Source organism: Paraburkholderia guartelaensis (assembly GCF_004353905.1).
GTDB classification, from domain to species: Bacteria; Pseudomonadota; Gammaproteobacteria; order Burkholderiales; family Burkholderiaceae; genus Paraburkholderia; species Paraburkholderia guartelaensis.
This window is the reverse complement of sequence record NZ_SMOD01000059.1, coordinates 20641-38664: the sequence shown is the minus strand read 5'-3', so window position 1 is coordinate 38664 and position 18024 is coordinate 20641. Positions and strand designations below refer to the sequence as shown.

Sequence of the window (18024 nt, the reverse complement as noted above, 5' to 3'; positions counted from 1 at the left end):
GACAACGTCAGCAGCCACAAGACACCGCGCGTGCACGAATTCTTGCGACAACACCGCAACGTGCGGTTGCATTACACCCCAACCTATACCTCTTGGCTGAATCAGGTGGAAAACTGGTTCTCGCGCATCCAGCGCGATGTAATTGCGCGAGGCATCTTCACCACGGTGAAGGATTTGGACCGCAAGCTGATGCGCTACATCCGCGAGCACAACAAGAATCCCAAGCCGATTAAATGGAAATACGATGATCCATCACGACGAATTCGGCCAGTGCCATTTCAATGACGCAGTCGACTAGGGCTGCGGCCTTCGCCGGTTAGAACCGGTACGCGCGCGGTGACGTCTCCGCAACGTGCCTATCGAGCGGCTTGATATCGGGACGCGGTTGCAGCCCGGCATGCCACAGGTCCCACGTTGCCTGCTGCCCCGTCCATGCGTCGGGTGTCGTGCCGAGCCATGCGGAAAGGCGAAGCGCGATGTTTGGCGTATTGGCCGCGTTGGCATTCAACAGGTTCGAGACCGTACAGCGATTGATCCGCAATGCTTCTGCAGCCTGTGAAACAGGCATGCCTCGCGGCAGCCATGTGCGCAGGACTGCACCGGGTTGTGCATTCTGTCCGCGTCTGACGGCTTCAGTGAGCGTGGCGCGGCGTCGGCCAGCGCCAGCGCGCTGAGTCGCGCCATTTCGCGTATTCAAGCCGGGCGGGGACAGGCATCCAGGGGGGGCAGCTAACGAGGCGATCCGGTTATCCACTTCGATCTCTCGGGGGCCGCAGTTCGGCCTTTGCTGACATTCAGATGTCGCCGTTCGTAAGGCAGCTTCAGGTCGGTCTTCCGCCGTTCACATCTGCTCGACTACGAATGCCAGCTCTCGCTGCCGTTGAACGAGTCCTCACGATCCATGGTTCGGTTCCAATCCAGTGCTCACCCAGCTTTATGAGCTACTCCTGTGCCTCTGTTAGGGTGCTTACGTGGTGCATTACCTTCGAGGCGAGCTTGAAAAGATCATGTCCTGAGATTTGATTCCGTTCTGCGAGTTCGAAGACGCTGTTGTGTTTATCGATATACCTGCGACCAGGGTCAGGATATCGTCCGGCCCATGCGACAAAGTGGGTCAACAGATCGAGAATGGCTAGATCCTTCGCATCGAAATCGAAAATGAATGTTGCGAGCTTCTTCAGGTCATGGGTCAGATACTTTCGCTCGGCTTCCGAGTACGCCTCAACACCTTCTTTAACGATAATCATTGCCTTAAGACACACTTCTAGGCTGTAGCCCACCAACATGAGAGCGACGGCACAATACTGACTGTCGCAGATGCCTCGCATTTCCGTCGGCACGTTGTCGAAGGATGGCTCGGCTTTGATTAAAACGAGCGCGGCCTGCGACATCGCTTCTGCCTGCGTCAGCCATAAAAGTGGATTCTTCAGGTCTTCACTGGATGGCTGCCTGAAGGGATCAAACTCGGCGCCATTGGCAGACGCTATCATCGCCCAGCGGATCCACACAGATAAGCTATAGCCTGCCGGATCTTCGACAAACTGTTTCCTGTTCGGCAACATCGGATTCAACATTTCTTGTAGCGAATCGCCATTTCGTAGACGAACGGGAATTATAAGGTTTTGGCCCACTGGCAGTCTGGCAGTGGACGTCCTCACCGGAGCACCGGCAGACGTTGAGAGCCTAAGGGTCGTCTCCCGCGCGCGCATGCGAAAGGGCGCGCCTGCCGAACCAATACGGCATTTCCACGAGGAGTTTTAGGGTGAGGGCGGCGTGGATGAAGGTCGAGCGATACGCTTGCAGTTCCCGCAGCGGCACGCGCGACGAAGCGCCGAGCCCGGTGCCCGCGATCCTTCTCAAGCGTCTTGGAGTGTCTATCTGGATCCCTCGAAGACCGCGAGGGCGGCGGGAACTGAAGGTCCGACGGAGCGGATTTTGGAAAGCATCTACAGGCTTGTGCAGGGCCTCCTTATTGTAAAACAGGGGTTTGGCGAGCCCATGCGCGCCGCAACCCTTTCCGATCGGTGCACTATTGCTGTGCCGGCGCGGGCGCGCAATCGCCGGTACCGGCCTTTCTCGAGCGCAGCCCTTCCAGATATTCGCGCAGGCGCACAAAGAAGGGATGCACCGCCTCGTTAAAACGCCGCGCGCTGGCGTGATTGCCCGGTACGCGATCGTGACGGTGGCAATGATGACGATGGTCTGGATGAGACAGTTCACAATTCCCTCCTTCCTCGATGGATGTAGTCGCAACGACCGTCGCGGAGCCAGCTGACGTTAGCACTGTCCTCTCGCTGCCGGCGAGAGCAGTGTTGGCCGCCGCACCCCCTATTCTCCGAGCCGCGAGCCCCCTCAACCCGCCACACGCATGCGTCGATTCCACCAGCCGTATCGCCACCCCACCACAGACTTTCCCTTTGCACGCTTAGGGAATCACGCAAGCCCCGCCAGACAAGGGATTCATACATTACGATGGCCTTAGAGATGCCTTAGGATTATTTACTGCAGCAGTAGAATTTTGTTGCAATCATCATACGCGATCCTTATACTTCGGCATCCAACAAGGAGAAGCGAAATGCCAAAGTCCCCCGCAACCATCGCGGAAGAGATCTCAGACCAGATGCGAAAGCAAGGCGCACAAGCACTCACGTACCAGTGGAAAGACTTCTATAAAGCCACGGGACGCGAGCGAATCAAGGAAGCCTTCCAGGATCAATTGACGCACAAGCTTGCCGCTAAGAGCCTGCTGATCGCCTACGGTCGCGCAGTGGTCGTCGTGTGCCAGGACTACAACTTCAATCCGGTCAAGGGATAACCCTCTCGGGCAAGGCCTTCCGACGCGGGCGGGCGGGCGCGCGTGCGTTGCGCTGCGCCCGCTACAGCCGTCCGTCACGTTACGCCGACCCATGGCATCCGGGGTGAGTGCCGGCAACCTAAAAAGAAGTGAAAACATGAAAATCAAGGTCGGGGATTTCTACTACGGCGCGGCACTGGCGCAGATTGCCGCGTATCCGGTTCTCTCTCAGGTTCATGCGGTTCCCGGGAAGGAAGGCTACTTCCAGATCAACGGCGACAAGCGCCTTCTCATCAAGTACGCAAGCGCCGAACGCGGGACCTGGCGTTTCACGGTACGCCCCGACGATCTGGCGGATCTGAGCCACCCCGAGTACCGTCTCTGGTTTGCGCTCGTCTGCGGCGAGGAGACTGTTTGCCTGCTCAACGATGACGAACTGGGAGAGATCGTTGACAGCGAGTCGACCACCGGCCAGTGGATCTCGGTCAGTTCCAGCACTGGATGCAGTATGAAAGTCGCCGGATCGGCGGCCAGCCTGAAGCGCCGGATTCGCCACAACGCCTTCCCGCACAATCTGTTCACTGACGGCGCCGAACTGAACAAGTACGCGTGGCCTCCTCTCTCCCGCCTGCAGTTCTATACGACCTGGCCATACATCGTTCGCACGACCGAAGATCCATTCTTCGACCTGTCCGATGAGCTCGGGTGGAATATCGGCCACGGGGAGCAGAAGACGGTCTACATGGGCGTGCGCACCTACAGTCTGGATTGGGCAGAGTGGGACGACGCCAACCTCAAGAAGATCGAGCAGCAAATCAAATACGATCTGGGCTTCGATGCATTCGATGTTGCCATCGAGCGAGTGAGCCCAGAACTCATTGAGCAGGGTGGCGAGTGCTTCGCACAAAGGTGCTCTGATGAATTCCTGTGGAAGCTGACTATTTCGGTCATGGGGTAGCGCCAGCGAGGCATTCGCTGCGAAGCTCGAGCTCGAGCTCGTGCACGCGGGCGCGCGCGGCGTAAGACCTGAGCGCGGCGCCCTCACAGGCCGCATCAGTTCGCCGCCAAGCAGCGACCACGACCGGCCCCGTAGGCAACCGATTTGTGTGCGGGGAATCGCCTGGTACATTGTTCTCGGAGCGATTCGGTTTCGTCGCGAGGCGCGAGTAAAAGGCCTGCGCCCGCAAAGCGCGATTGAACCGCTAGCCCACGGCCCAACTCTGCCCATCGGGGACTCCCATGACCGCAATTTCGCGCGCGACGTCGCGCACTACTCGCGCACAAGCACCCAATCCTTCACCGCTCACTCCGGTTCGATACGTGAATCGCGCGCCCGCGACACTGGATCGCTGGATCGAGGCCCACGCGAACGTCGTCAAGGAGTTTAATTGTGGCGACGGCTACGGAACGGAAAGCGGGTTTGCGTACGACATCCTGCTGCGCGCGGGATGGCGCCGGGGAGACGACTTCGTCCACACGCTGATCGAGCCCACCGTCGCTGCGATGCTCGCGCAACTGCGCAGCGTCACGCAGTGCGACTGCGATGAGTGCAAGGCCCTACTGCCAAGCGAAGGACCGGCACAATAGCGACGGCGCGGCGGCCGTATCCGCGATTCCCATGCCTGACGTTGCCGCTAGACACTATTTCAACAACAAAGACCTAAACTATGAGAAAAATCGTTCTGCTCGCATCGGCCACCCTTCTCGCGGGCTGCGTGAGCCCCGATTCCGTGCAGCAGCGTGAACCGCTCTTCGTCACGGAGACGACGAAAAGCCCGAAGGTGTACGCCAACTGCGTTCACGAGCGCTGGGCCGAACACGCGCCGTACGCGCAGATATTTTCCCGCCCGGACGGCAGCTACCGCGTGCGGCATTACGGGGGCAATCTCGTCGATGTAACGCCCACTGCTACCGGCGCACATGTGGAGATGCGCGAGCCTCCGCCGCACTTTAGCGCACCGGAAGCCGAAGCGAAGGCCTGCCTGTAGTTCGGGCGCCGGCACAATCGGCCGCCAAAGGGGAAATGGCCCACTCCTCGCCATTACGCCCGATCTCTTTAGCCACCGCCCACCCACCGCCAGCCACGACGACATCATGTCCGCCGAGATTGAAGTGGTCGAGTGGGGTGCCGGTGCTCCTCGGACTCCGAGTACCGGTTTGGGCGGCGAGTGATATGGACCTCGACAGCGACGAGCAGCCCGATCTATCAGGGGAACGCATGACAAATCTTTTCTTCACCGCCCGACGCTCACACAATGTCGGCGAAATCTTGGGAGGTGGCAACTTCGGCCGCGGCTACGACCAGTATGTATTGGACACCTGGACATCGGGCGGTGCCGAGAGCGGCTGGAGGATGGCCAGTGAGATGATCGTGGAAACCGTGCGCCTAGCCCGTTATCCGACGATGCCCAGCCGCCTGACCTGTTCATACGCATATCCCAACGAGCAGGTGGCCCGGAGCACCATGACTGGATCGCAGGTCCCCTTGTATTTGTACGAGGTGGAGTTGGTGGACCCATCTAAACCGTGCTATACGCTTTCTCGCGATTTGATGAGTGTGGCTAATCGTATGCCCCGAGGTGTTCCGTTCGCGCCGCATGTTCGCGTAGTCGCCGATCAATACTGGTCTAGCACTGGGGGCACCTATCCCGAAGTGATTACAGAATCTCCGCTGCGCGTGGTGCGGCACCTGCCTTGGCGCAACACGTGGGTGCCAACTGGCGCAGGTCCCCATTGAAATTGATCGCGGTAGAACGTCCGCTACGTGGTGAATTTGACGAAACTCTGAATGGCCGCTTCGCGGAAAAGTGACGGATCGAAAAGGGTCGAAAGTGCGAGCTCGCTGACGAAGGAAGCTGACGCCGGATTACTCAAACCACTGTCAGCAATCTGCCACGTTGCGACGTAGTACTTAGCGTACCTCAATGTCCGCTAAGGCCGATGAGCAGTCCGACGCGATCACGGCACGAAGGCCCGTTTTATAAGGGTAGCGGTCGCGCGAATGGCCGGCTAGGCCCTGAGGCGAACGGCAGAAGATGACCGGCCTGATCTTACCCACGAACCGTGGATACCTCGAATTTGGCCTTGGTCAATGTTTCAAAGGACAGCGGTGCCTCGATGCCGATCGCACAGATTGCCATCACCGATGGCAGTGCTGACGGGTGGTTGCGCCGGCCATCGAAAGCCTGGTTTCCGGTTCTCTGCGCAACTAACGGTCTACACCGCGGCCATCCCGTAGCCGCCGGTTCCCGGCGCCTGCCTTCAGCTGGCAGGGCGGGTGGCGAGCGTTGTCATTTGCCTTCGGCTGGCCGGGGGCGCCCGCCGCGTCGAGGTCCGCCGCATCGGGCATTTTTCCGAAGAGGCGAGGCTTTACACGGGTTATAGTGGAAAGGAGCGGCCGATGCTTTCTCTCTCGTAACAGAGCTCGGAAACGGGCGTATTACGAGGACGGAACGCATGGAACCCAGACACGCCAAAGTTCTCACTCCCGCCAAATTTCGTCACCTCCTGCGCGTCACGGAAGCGACCAGCCGCTTCCCCGAACGTGATCACGTTGCGCCATATCTGGACGTACCCAGAGAGAACTCCGTGACGCTATGGCAGCGGTCAATCTGGATTCCTAAATGAATTTTGCATATCGCGGAACGGGTCGCGAGGCGCAACGCTGCAGCCCTCTGTGCGATAGCGGCACAGCAGAAACACCGGCCCGATCTCTCGCGTCACGTCGCCAAAGCTAATATCGAATTCCGCCTTGTGACGCTTGTTGCCGAGTACCGCCTCGGCAGTGAAAGCGCCGTAGTACAGATCTGGCCAGTCGTCGCTCGTGCGACATAGAACTGTCTGCGCGTCACTGTGACCGACTTCGCAATGTTTCACTGCGATCCCATGCACCGCAGGGCGCCGGGGTTCCGGACACGGGCAACCTTCGAATTCCGCACAAACTTCGTCATCAGAGTGCATGCCGAACACGATGACCATCCCTTCGAGCGTGATTTCATTGGCATGCGGAATGAACGGGAACATCTGACGATCGAGGCACAGGCGCAGATGCGCATGTCGGCCCGTGTCACGCGCGCTGTCGCGCAACTGCTGCCAGGCGTCAGGGAAGTCGTGGCGCAGCTCGAAAAAGCGCCAGCCGTTTCCGGGCAGGTAATGGCGCGCGGCGGCGAATGCGGCCTCGCGCAGCGGCTCGCCGCCTTCTCGTGATGTATGGCCCACGCGTATGACGAAGTCCGTCAGCGAGTCGCGATCGAAGTAGTTGTTTTCGGGCCGTAGCTCGATGCACCAGCGGCTGACCGCGCCCATGTACTCGAACGGCAGATAGCGCTGGTCGTTGAAGTCGAGCTGGAACATGCCGGAGTCGTCGCGTCCGCCCGAGGTCGCAATTGCCTCTCGGGCGCCGTAATGGCGCACGATCCGCGGATCGTCCGGGCAAGGCCGGTATTCGCGGGCCAGCCGCTCGTCTTCGCCGCAAGCGTCGCAGCACGGCCCCGGGCAACAACATTCATGCGCCGGGGCGCTGCGCCGCGGGTCGATGCGGGTCATGCTGGCGAGCAAGGTCAGCCTGCAGTGCACACCCGTGAACGGTCCGGTGACGCATGGGATCGTCACGGTGAGGTTGCGGATGCGCCGCATGAAGTGGCCCGGATAGTCGAGGTCGAACATCCATTCGGGGATGTCGATCTCGCAGCATCCGGTGGCGCGCAACTTGAGGAACGCCATGGGGAAGTGCAGACGCAGCGAGAACTGTTTGATCAGCTCGTGCTCGCGGGCGTTCTCGTCCATGTACGCCTTCTCCATGTGGCGCAGCGCCAGTCCCAGCCGCTCGCCGGCGAGCAGCCCCTGGTGGAGGTCGTCCCACGCGCAGTCGGGGACGAAGTGGCGTCTCGTGTGGCCCCGCTCGAGATTGAACGCGTGCTGTGCCTGTCGCGCCGCATCGAGCGCAAGCGTATACATGCGCCGGTGCAGTCCCGCAGTCTCCTTCTGCAGGTAAAGATACAACTCGGGGGCGGTGAACTTGTCGCGCAGGAAGTTCTGCACGTCGGTTGCATGCTCGATCTGTCGCTGATGCATGTCGAGGTTCTTGAGCGCACTGCCGCGTCGCCGCTGCGCGCCGAGAATCTGCCGTTCGATCTGCTGGATCTCGATGGTCAGGATGTCGACCTGATGGTTCCACTCCTGCAGCCGACGCGACCATCCGGCCTCGGTGAGATTGAGGCCGGCGGTGGTGCCAAGCGCGTCGGCTACGGCGATCATGATCCGCGCGACCGCGGCAAATGCGCCCGCCAGCGGCGCACCCGGGGGCAATTGCGAGTAGATCAGCGGCGTGCCGCCAAACCCGGCGACGCCGACGAAGTAATTGCCGATGGCGCTCGCCACGCCGCTAGATGCGTCGATCGTTTCGGCTACCCCTCGCGTCACGGTCGAAGCTTCGGTCAGGTCCTCGTACGCCACTTCCTGGCCGATCAGGCCGGCCTGAATGAGGCCCTGGTAGTAATTGAGGTTGGCCTGGCTCATCGCCTTGGTTTTCTGCAGCGCCTCGATCGCCCAGTCGGCGTCGCGCCAGGCGTCCTCCTGAGCGGTGAGCCCAAGCGTGAGGATCTCGCGCTCCTGCCCGGCGCGCAGTGCGGCAAGCAGCTCGGCGTCGCCCTTTTCGACGGCTGCCAGGAAGGCGGCGCCGAATTGCTCGACACGCGCGGCATAGTCCTGCGCCTTCTGGATCAGGACTGCGAAGCGGTAGGGGCTGCGCGGCGCGCACCAGTCGTCCTCGGCGCAATGATTTGCGAGGCTGCATCCGCCTTCGCGCAACGGGTCGCCCCCAAAGTACGGGACCGTGCCGTCGGCGCGCCGGTCCGGCAGGCGCCGTGCAGACTGGCAGGTACGGATGAGCGCCAGGCGATCGGCCACAACTTCGTAGAGGTCGATGAGCCGGGGGTTGAGCGGCGCGAAGGCTGGAGTGAAGTTCGTGACGGTCGGCGGCGAGGCAGGCGGCACGAGCCAGACCTTGCGCGGCGCCCGCCCGAGAATACGCTCAGCGACGTCGAGCAGCGCCCAGGCCTGCTGGAAGGCTTCGGGCGCGTTGCCGCGATGGCGCAGCGCGTCGCTCCATTCCACCAGGGTTTCGAGGTAGTGCAGGATAACTGAGCGATTGCGTGCCTCGTCACAGGAAACGTCGGTGGCGTCGCAGCAGGCCCCCGTCCCACCGGGCAACGCCACATCGTGCTGTGCATCCTGCTGGTGACAATCGATCCAGGTGCAGTCCTCGCGCAGCGGATCGAAGGCCTCCCTGTACCACGCCAGCGCCGCCTCGAAGCTGCAATGCGTGCGCAATGCCGTCGCGATGACCAGCGAGGGGCTCAGCGGTGTGAGCGGATAGAGCGCTGCGCCGGGTGTGAAATAGAGGAAATACGGGTAGGCCGCGAGGTTAAAAGGGGCCACGAAGGTGGGCGGAGTCGCCGGGTTCGGGGCCAGCACCTGGGGCAACACGACCGCGTCGTCCTCGGCGATGTCGTAGCGGAACCCTGGCGCTGACGGATCGGCGTACCCCGTCGGGGCGATGCCGTTGGTCACCGCAAACGTCAGGGAGTCGCCGGTACGGCCGAGGAACTGCATGTCGGCGCTTTCTGTCGAGTCGACGTGCACGGAGAATGTCGAGCGGCGGGGTTGACCGAACTGGCCGTCGTGGAGGTGGCACCAGGCGAGGCGGACGGTCGGCAATGACGGCCACTCGAGCAACTGCGGCAGCTGTGCAGGATCCTGCCAGACCGTCGAAGTTTGCTGCACGGGATCGTAGAAGTCGTCCTGGAAACCATCCTGATAGTCGCCGGTCGCGGTTACGCCGGTGGGCGCGGGCGTGCTGGCCGGCACATAAATCGCGCCGGGGACGAGCCAGAAGTAATACTCGTCGAGGCATGGATCGGGATCGCACTCGCATGGCCCGCAGCAGGAAACACACTCGTCGGCGACTGCACGGGTGCCAAAACCCGGGCGCGGCGCAAACGCGGCCGCTCCCGGGGGCTGGCTGGCCGCGGCAATGCGCCAGAAGCGCGTGCCAAGGCGGATCGCCGCCTCCATCCAGACCGGCAATGGCTCGTTCGCGTTGGCGCCGGCAGGGGCGGCGGCCTCGGCGCCACCGCCCTGCGTCCCGTTTGCGGCCGCAACGAGCGCGAGCCAGGAAGGGCGGCCCGCGTAGTCGGGTGTGCCGAGCAGGTTGAGCCCCACGTGCGGAGCCGGCAGCAACGCCATTCGCGACGGCTCGCTCACCTGCAACAGATCAGGATCGCGGCGCGCGAGCGCGGACTCGCGTGGCCACCACACACCGCCACCGGGCGCGGCGATCGCGAGTTCGGATTGCTGGAGTTTTGACTCGAGAGTGCGAAATGCCTCGACGCGGCGCGCGCGCCGAAGGTCATCCCATTCGATCCAGCTTTCCTTGTACAGATGCCGCTCCTTGCAAACTCGCCAGACAGCGAACGTAGAAAATTCGGCATCCCAAAGATGAGCGAAGGCGCGGTTGATGACCCAGCCAGGCTCCAGATGCAGGCGGGCGCGACGCACGAAGGTCTGGACGGCGCTGATTGCCTCCTCAATCCGGCTCGCCCGCTCGCATAGTCCGGTCTCGACGTCGAGCAGCAACAGGTCGCTGAGGTCGCGTGGCGATTGCGCGAACTGACCCGGCACCCACGGCAGCATGACCCGGTTCATCGCACACAGCCAGGCGAGGAGCGCATCGCACCCGCGCCGCCGCAGGTCGTCGTTCACGCGCCTCAAGTCGTCATAGCGACGTGGCTCGCCGTTCTCGATGCAGCCGTCCATGACGAACGTGCCGAGATTGGCGTTGCCGGTTTGCGCCTCGCCGGCAACGAGAGCAGAGGGGTCGTCCGACGCCCAGAGGTCGGGCCGCGCCCCGCCAATGTCCTTCTCGCCAAAGCGGCGTGCGAGTGCGGCAAGCCAGCGCTCGGCATGCCAGGCGCGCAGGCCCCAGCGTTCGTCCTCGAGGTCGGCGGCGGTGACGGCATAGACCGGCGACGCCTGGCTCGTGTAGTAGCGCAGGCCGAGCGGCCAGTACGGCGGCGCGACGCCGAGGTTTGCGACGAGCGGCGCCGGGTCGGCCGGCTGCGTCTTTTCCGCTTCGGCGAACAGGCGCCAGAACCGGCGGTCATGGCAGCGGTGAATCTCGTCGCGCGCGACGGTGTAGTCGAGGAGCCGCTCCCACCAGTCGAACATTGCCTGCGTTCGCTGCGGCGAAGGGTTCGTGCGCTGGTCGGCGGCGGGCGCATCGTAGTCGTCGACGATCGGCAGGAAGTTGAAGTTGAAGTCGGCAAGATGCTGCGCGAAGCCGCCGCCGCTGCGGTAATATGCAGCGCCCGCGAAGCTGGCCTCGTTCTGCAGCATGAAACCAAGCTCCGAATCGCCATCATCGGCGTCCCGGCCCCTGAGGTCGAGTCGGTGCACGAACAACAAAGCCTTGAACGCGCGTTGATAAGTGCGGCGAATGTCGCGCAGCGAACTCGTATAGCGCGTGGCGAGAAACGCGGCCGCGCCGGCGCTTTGAACGGCAATGCCGTTGCCGAGCGGATTGTCCTTGCTGATTGCGAAGAGCCGTTGGCGCGGGAGCGCGACGCGCTCGCCGCCGCTGTCGGGCCCGCAGTATTTGATCTCGAGCCCGCCATGGACCCGATGCACGCGGTCGGCCGAAGCGAACGCCGGTTCCGGGCGGACGAGTTCGACGGTGATTTCGTATGCGCCGCGCCGCAGATCACGCGAACCGACGAGGCGCTCCTCCTCGCCGGCCCATTGATGGCTGAGAATCACCCAGCTACGGGAACCGCGTTTGAGCACAGCGCGCCAGCGGCAGCGGTGCACCGCTTCCCAGTCTGGCTTTTCGCCGCAGGGCGTAGGCGCCCCGGCACAGAATTCGTAGTGCCCTTCGTCTTCGATTAGCAACGCACCATACCAGGTGACATCGAAGCCCTGCGCGCCGCCCACGAGGTCACCGTCCTTCGGCCGCAGCAGGAAACCGTTGCGAATGGCCAGGAAGGCGGCCTCCGAAGCTGGCAGCGTCGCGGCCAGTGACGGCAACACGGTGGGCACTGGTGCGTTGTCGCGATCGCGCCGCGGCCCGAAGCCGTCTAGCGAAGCCGCCTGGTCACGCCAGACCAACGCTCCGCCATCGAGCTTGTATTCGGCGATCAGGCCGGTTCCGAGCAGGCCGAGCAGCGCGGCAAAGGCGCCGCCAGTGGGCGGCGTCCACGCAACGGCCGGCGGCGTGCCGGCGTCATTTTCCCAGTTTGCTGTCGCCTTGTTTTCGTCGCCGAGCAGATCCTTGAGCACGAGCATCGCTGTTTCGTGGTCCTCGGGGCATTCCTGCCTGGTGGCCGCGGCGACGTGCCGCGACAGGTGGGCGGCGATGATATGGCAGCGGCGCAGGCACAGCGCGACGTGCCAGCGGAAATAGTGCCAGCGCTGCTCGCCATCGCGCTCTTCGATCAGGCGGCGCTGCGCCTCGGTAAAGTCCGGAAAGAGAAGGGCGAACCGCGCGAGCATCGCACGCGGCTGGAAGTACAGGTCCTGGACTGCGCTCTGCTCATTGGCGTTAAGTGCCTGGAGCGACGTCAGTTGCTCGATGACTTCTTCGTCTGCAATCGGAATGCGGGCCCACAACTGTCCGCCGCCGGTACTCGCGTCGTACTGGAACGGGGTGCCGGCGCGACCGGTCCACATGGCCGGCGTGGTGTTGGCAACGGCGAGCGTGCTGGTGAATCGCGGCGCGGCTGCGTCCAGGGGGTGGCCAGCGCGTTCAAGGACATGCGCGAAGAAGTGCTGAGCCAGCGCGAGGGCATCGGCTGCGGCGAAGCCCAGGTCTTCTTCGAGAACCCGGCGCACACGCCACCAGTCCCAATTTTTTTCGATTTCATCGACCTCGACTTCAACTTCGATCTGCTCTCGATGCGTTTCGCCATACTCAGCCGTTCCAGATCGATCGGATTCCTCAATTTTTGTCTCGATTCGCACCTCGCGCTCGCCGCGGCGAGGCACTTCCCCGGCTGACGCCAACAGTTCGCGCCGCAGACGCCAGAGCGAGTGCTTTGCCTCTTCATCGGGCAGGCCGAGTGGCAGTTCCTGCGCCTCGAACTCGTCCTGCAGCGGGAATGGGCCGCCGTCGCCAGGAGCGTCGGTGGCCGTGAACAGATAGAGCAGCTCGCCAATATGCGAGCGCGACCCGGCGAGCTTGGCGAGTATCTCGGCCAGCCGCAGCGTATGGGTTGGCAACGCATGCCAGTTGTCGGTGGCCGAGGCGGGATCGAAGCCGGCGAGCCTCGCGAGTGCGTCGAGATGCGACGCCAGCATCGCCGCAAAATCGCCGCCGCGATGCTCGCAGCTTCCGCGCTGCCGCGCGTAGAGGACGATTTTTTCGCACAGTTCACGGATGGCCCATGCCCACTGCTTCGCAGTCGGGCCCACCCACAGGGCGAGGATTTGCGTGCGGTCGGCGCCCACTGCCGCTGCCGCTGGCGGGTCGCGCGGATCGCGCAGTTCGAGGCGGAACTGCTCGCGCAGCATCTGGAACGCGGCGAGCTGTCTAATAAAGTCGGGATTGGGCGAAGCGCCGTTGAAAAGCTGCAGCACGCTGCAGAAATCGCTTAGTTCTGAAAATGTAAGACAGAGGCAGCATGATTCCTTGAGCGTGCGCCACAGGCGGATGAAAATCGCAAGCTGCATGAGCCCTTGCGCGAGCGATCGCTCCTCGTCGGGATAGCGCAGCGACAAGGTGTCGAGGCAGCACGGCTCGCATTGCGGAAAGGCGCCTTTCTGGCGTTCGTCGTTGCTCAGAAACTGCACGTATCCCGACTGCCACAACTCGTAGAACTCGCAGTAGCTGAGGCGGGTGCGGGCCAGAAACTCGGGGAGCTGGGCAACCGTGGTTAGCCAGGAATCGTTGCCCTCGCCGGGCGAGCTGAAGCCGTAGAGCTGCCAGGGCTCTTGCGCGGCGGCCGCGCCTGGTCGCGCCGGCACGTCGCGATCGACCGGCTTGCCGCAAAGCGGCACGGGTGCGCCGGCAAAGAGCAGCGTGTATTCCTCGGGTGTAATGCCGAGATACTCGCGAGCGATGTCGATCCGAACCGGGTAGCGCCACAGATAGTCGGCGAAGCCAGTCGGCTCGCTCGTTGGATCGAGCACGAACTCCGTGATGCACTTGCGGAAGGTTCGCATCTCCTCGAAGCGGCAACTGCCGAAATGCCGCAGATAGCTGCGCGACACGTCGAGCGCCTGCGAATACGGCAGCCGGCACGCGGAGAAGTCTGACTTGAGAGTGTTCCAGACGAGCGGTTCGACGGCTTCGTTCGCTGCGACTGGCGTGGCGGGCGTCGAATACTCCGGCACCGCAGCGAAGAGGCGCGCAGGATCGTGGCAGCCGGGCTTTGCCTCGTCGGGGCAGGGCTCGTGCTGGCAGAGCGCGTGGCCGGCGAGCGCATCGGCCGACGTGTTGTAGACCTGGCCGGTCACGGGCGTGGCGCCCGAGATCACCAGCGAGGCCATGTATTCGAGGCTCTCGTTGACCAGGTCGATCAGCGGCAGCGGCGTTTCCAGATTGGCGCAGCTTGCTGCGAGGTTGCCAGGCGGCCCGCGCCGTGCGGCGAGCACCGTGGCCAGCGTGGGCGCCGTGAAGGTGATGCTGGTCTTGTCCGGCACGTCGCCTGTTATCGCTTTGCTCAGCGTCACCGAACTGAGCGTGAGGCTCGAAACCGTGGTGCCGCTGTCGATGCCGGACCCACTCACGGACATGCCGTCGATCACACCCACAGTCGAAACGAATGGCAGCGTTGCGCCATTCTGCGTGTCGCCGTTGGTCGGCAGCGAGAGCGCCGCGGGCACCGGCGCCTCGCAGGTCGAGATCGACGCGAGGTTCAACAGTTCGCTCAGGTATGTGACAGGACCAAGCGGCGAGGAGCAGGGCGGCGGGATGCAATCGGTCAGCGCGCCATTGGGGTTGATGGGCTGGAAGCCGCCGCCCGCAGGCGGCGCGGACGCTGCCGCGGTCTGAATGGCCGCGGCCAGGTCGTAGGCGACCGTGCCCGCGAGCGCTTGCTGGAATTCGCTGGTCGTGAGCGCGTTGATGCGGGCCGTCGAGGTGAAACCGCGCGCATACAGCGCCTCGACGATCGAGAACTGATATGCCGTCTTGTCGGCCATTGGCAGCCACGCGGGCATTGCCACGGGCGTTACGATGGCGTATAGCGCGTCGAGCGCGACGAGCGCTTCGACGAGCCACGCCGCGGCAGACAAGTCGCCGCTCATCAGCGGCACGGCAACGGCCTGCAGTTTCGCCACGTCGAAGCCGCCGCCTGGCGTATAGGCGCCGTAGGCCGTGAGGCAGGTGGTGAACCAGTCGTTCGCTACGCCCGGCAGCGTTGGTGCGATAGCGCCGGCGCCCGCTGCGACGGTGACCGTGAACGTGACGTTCGCCTGGGCGGGCACGCCGGCGCCGGTGACCGCCCGGTTCAGCGTGACGTCGGTACTCGTGGGCGTGGGCGCCACGTTTTTCACCGTAGTGCCAGCGGGGATCGTGGCCTGGCCACTAACCGACATGCCGTCGACGATCGAGATGCCAGCAGGGAGTGCATTCTGCGGCGGGAAATGCAGGATGGCGCCGGAATTCGTGGGAGCGCTGGTCGCCAGCACGAATGGACTCGCGGGCACGCTCGACGTGACAGTAAAGAACTTCTGCACAGCGCGGATGAAGGCCGCAATGCGTGCATTCGTGTCGCCGGGCTGAGTGAAGGCAGGCAGCCAGGTCGGGTTGTCCTGGAAGAACTTCGTCCATTGCGCGTCGGTCACCGCCGCCAGTTGCTCGACGGTCGACGGCGCGTTGGGGATCAGGGCCTTGGCGATCTGATCGCCGAGCGAGCCGGTGAAGGGCGCGGGCAGCATTGCGCCTTGCGTCAGTGCGCTCAGCACCAGGTTGAAGAACGCTGCTGGGTGGGCGTTTGCGGCGCCCGGCCAGAACTGGGTGTCGTCGTCGCCGGGCTGGTACGAGACGCTGCTGATCGCGCCAGCCGAGGCGGGCGGAAAGGCCAGCCAGGACTGGACGAGGGATTGCAGATCACCCGACCAGGCCGCTGCGAATACGATGCCGGACCCGCTGGGCACGTCGTTCAGGATGGCCGCGCTCAGCGTGACCGATTCCGTTGCCGCGGCAACGCTTGCGACGGTGGTGCCCGCTACGACGTTCGTGTCCGCGACGAGCATGTTGTCGCTCACGTTGGCAACCGAAGCGAACGTGAGCGCGCTGCCCGAAGGCGTATCTGAAGAAGTTTGCAGTACGAAGGTATCGAGAGGTGCGAGCGGTGTGGCGGCGCTGGCCGGGACGTTGAGTGCGTTCAACCGGCGTGCCGCCTGTGCTGCGTTGATGCTTCCCGTGAGAGCCAGGCCGTTGAGGACCGGTGTGGTGAAGCCCTCGGAATCGGTCACGGTTCCGGCTTCGATCGCGGTAGTGAGGTCTGCGAGCAGGCTGGTGAGCGTATCGCGCGTGGCGAGCACGTAGCGCTGCTGCACGGTGACTTGCGAGGGCATCGTGGCGGCGAGCGCGTAGAAATATGCGGCGGGGACGCCGAAAATTGCCGATGCGGTGGCTGAGCCGAGGCCACTCAGGACGACCTGGGTGTCGTTTGAAACGCCAACGGCGGGATTGGCGGGCAGGTCGATGAGCGCCTGCGATGCTGCGAAGGTGCGCTGCTGGCACGCCACGGCCGCTGCGAGCGCGAAAACGAAGTTCGTCAGGCTCTGCGCGGTGGCGTTGGCGGACGCGTAATAGCTTTTGAGTTGCGCCTCGAATTGCTGGCGATCGCCTTCGTACTGGTTGGGTGTGGTGTTGTTGCTGCCGCCGAGCATCGCGCCGTTGTTCGGCGGGTTCGAGTAGAGATCCTCCAGCGGGTCAGGAGGCGTGGGCAGTGGCGGCTGCTGGCTCCAGACGATTTCGTAGGCGATGTTCTGGCATTGATCGACGGTAAGGGCTCTGAGATCGGGAGAGAAGGTGATTGCCGTGCCGCTGCCTATGGGGGCCGACAATTGCTGGTTCAGCGTGATGAGGCCGCTCGAATCGATGCCCAGAACGGTGGTGCCGGCGGGAAGGCCCGCGGCGCCGGATGCGTTCATGCCGGGACCAATGCTCGTGGTGTTCGCCGCGATCTGCAGTGTCGTGTCGCCGGCATTTGCGTTGGCCGTGGTCGCCACGCTCACGTTGGTGCCGGGATCGCCGCCCAGCACATTCGTTACGGCCGTGTACAGGTCCTGGAATGCTGGCGGGGTGCCGTCGGACGGCAATTGCAAACCTGGCGCGGTTGCCGTTGGTGCGATGGGAAGCTGGAAATAGAGTATTGGCGTTGTGGCCGGGTCGAGTTGGCCCCATGGATCGGCAACCGGAGGATCGGTCGTGCCAGTGGGCGTGACAGGGTTCCATCCGTTTAGATCGGGCACCGAGCCGCCATACAGCGTGACGTCGTAAAAGTCCGTGGTAACCGACGGGGCATCGGCCCCACTTCCCCACTGAGCGACGAGCCTTAGATTTTCGATCGTAGCCGTCGAGGAGGGAGCGATTATCGCTGTCGCCACTGAAGCGAGACTGAAGAACGCAGTATGGATGCCGTCCGGGGGAGGCCACAAATCGTATTGCTGGACGATGCCGCTCGTTGGGTCGGGGTTGTATTGGGGGGGCGTGAATACCAGGATCGAGCCAGATGGCTGCGGGCTGGTCGGACTCGGCGGGCTGCTCGCAGTCCCGACGTACGTGGCTGTGCCAACTGACTGACCCGTCGTGGGGCTATTGAACGACAGATCATAGGCCGTGATTTGGAGTGGCCCGAGGCCGGCAGGGTTGAGATAGTCAGTGGTGAATTTGTCGGGATCAGTTGGCGCTTGCTGTGGAATGATCCGGATGATGATGCTCGGCATTTGACTTGCTCCCTTTGAGGCCCGTAAGGGCATCGGCAACTTCCCCTGTCAGTTGGGCTGGAGTTTGTTTAGCTTTACTGCCGCGGTACACACCGTGTCCCGCTTGACGTTTCGACGACCAGGGCGCCTGTAATCTGCGAGTATGTAGCGAAGGCAGCCTCCGGCGTCACCTGGAAGTGCCGCTTGCGTCTCGTCAGCGGTCGTCGCACCAGCTCGGGTGATTGCAGGTACAGGCCGTGCAGTTCGGCTTCGGGCAGCATGAATGAGGGGGAGACCGC

Annotated in this window: 9 protein-coding genes; 6 read left to right on the top strand and 3 right to left on the bottom strand. The window is 63.3% G+C overall.

Annotated elements, in window-relative coordinates; genetic code table 11:
* Nucleotides 1-285: transposase (locus E1N52_RS39245; protein ID WP_205965668.1), on the top strand; the 285-nt coding region annotated here is incomplete at its 5' end.
* 31 nt (nt 286-316) lie between these two features.
* Here the strand turns inward: E1N52_RS39245 and E1N52_RS45395 are convergent.
* Together E1N52_RS45395 and E1N52_RS39235 are read right to left on the bottom strand one after the other, a co-directional pair.
* Complete coding sequence (locus E1N52_RS45395; protein ID WP_281282823.1) at nt 317-754, bottom strand: HigA family addiction module antitoxin; 438 nt, start codon at nt 752-754, stop codon at nt 317-319.
* Nucleotides 755-941: 187 nt separating this feature from the next.
* Nucleotides 942-1574, bottom strand: coding sequence for a hypothetical protein (locus E1N52_RS39235; protein WP_133190047.1), 633 nt, complete (start codon nt 1572-1574; stop codon nt 942-944).
* A gap of 1001 nt (nt 1575-2575) precedes the next feature.
* On the opposite strand from E1N52_RS39235, the gene E1N52_RS39230 reads away from it, so the two are divergent.
* The 5 genes from E1N52_RS39230 (at nt 2576) to E1N52_RS39210 (ending at nt 5531) form a co-directional block, all read left to right on the top strand.
* Nucleotides 2576-2815, top strand: coding sequence for a hypothetical protein (locus E1N52_RS39230; protein WP_133190045.1), 240 nt, complete (start codon nt 2576-2578; stop codon nt 2813-2815).
* Nucleotides 2816-2951: 136 nt separating this feature from the next.
* Nucleotides 2952-3752 (top strand): hypothetical protein, encoded by an 801-nt coding sequence (locus E1N52_RS39225; RefSeq protein ID WP_133190043.1) that lies wholly within the window; start codon nt 2952-2954, stop codon nt 3750-3752.
* Nucleotides 3753-4033: 281 nt separating this feature from the next.
* Nucleotides 4034-4381 (top strand): hypothetical protein, encoded by a 348-nt coding sequence (locus E1N52_RS39220; protein ID WP_133190041.1) that lies wholly within the window; start codon nt 4034-4036, stop codon nt 4379-4381.
* Nucleotides 4382-4461: 80 nt separating this feature from the next.
* A complete protein-coding gene (locus E1N52_RS44410; RefSeq protein ID WP_165979552.1) occupies nt 4462-4782 on the top strand; it encodes a hypothetical protein in 321 nt (106 codons plus the stop codon).
* 185 nt (nt 4783-4967) lie between these two features.
* Complete coding sequence (locus tag E1N52_RS39210; protein WP_133190039.1) at nt 4968-5531, top strand: hypothetical protein; 564 nt, start codon at nt 4968-4970, stop codon at nt 5529-5531.
* Nucleotides 5532-6400: 869 nt separating this feature from the next.
* On the opposite strand, the gene E1N52_RS39200 is transcribed toward E1N52_RS39210, so the two are convergent.
* Nucleotides 6401-17746, bottom strand: a complete 11346-nt coding sequence (locus E1N52_RS39200) for a Tc toxin subunit A-related protein (protein WP_133190037.1) — start codon at nt 17744-17746, stop codon at nt 6401-6403.
* Nucleotides 17747-18024 lie beyond the last annotated feature (278 nt).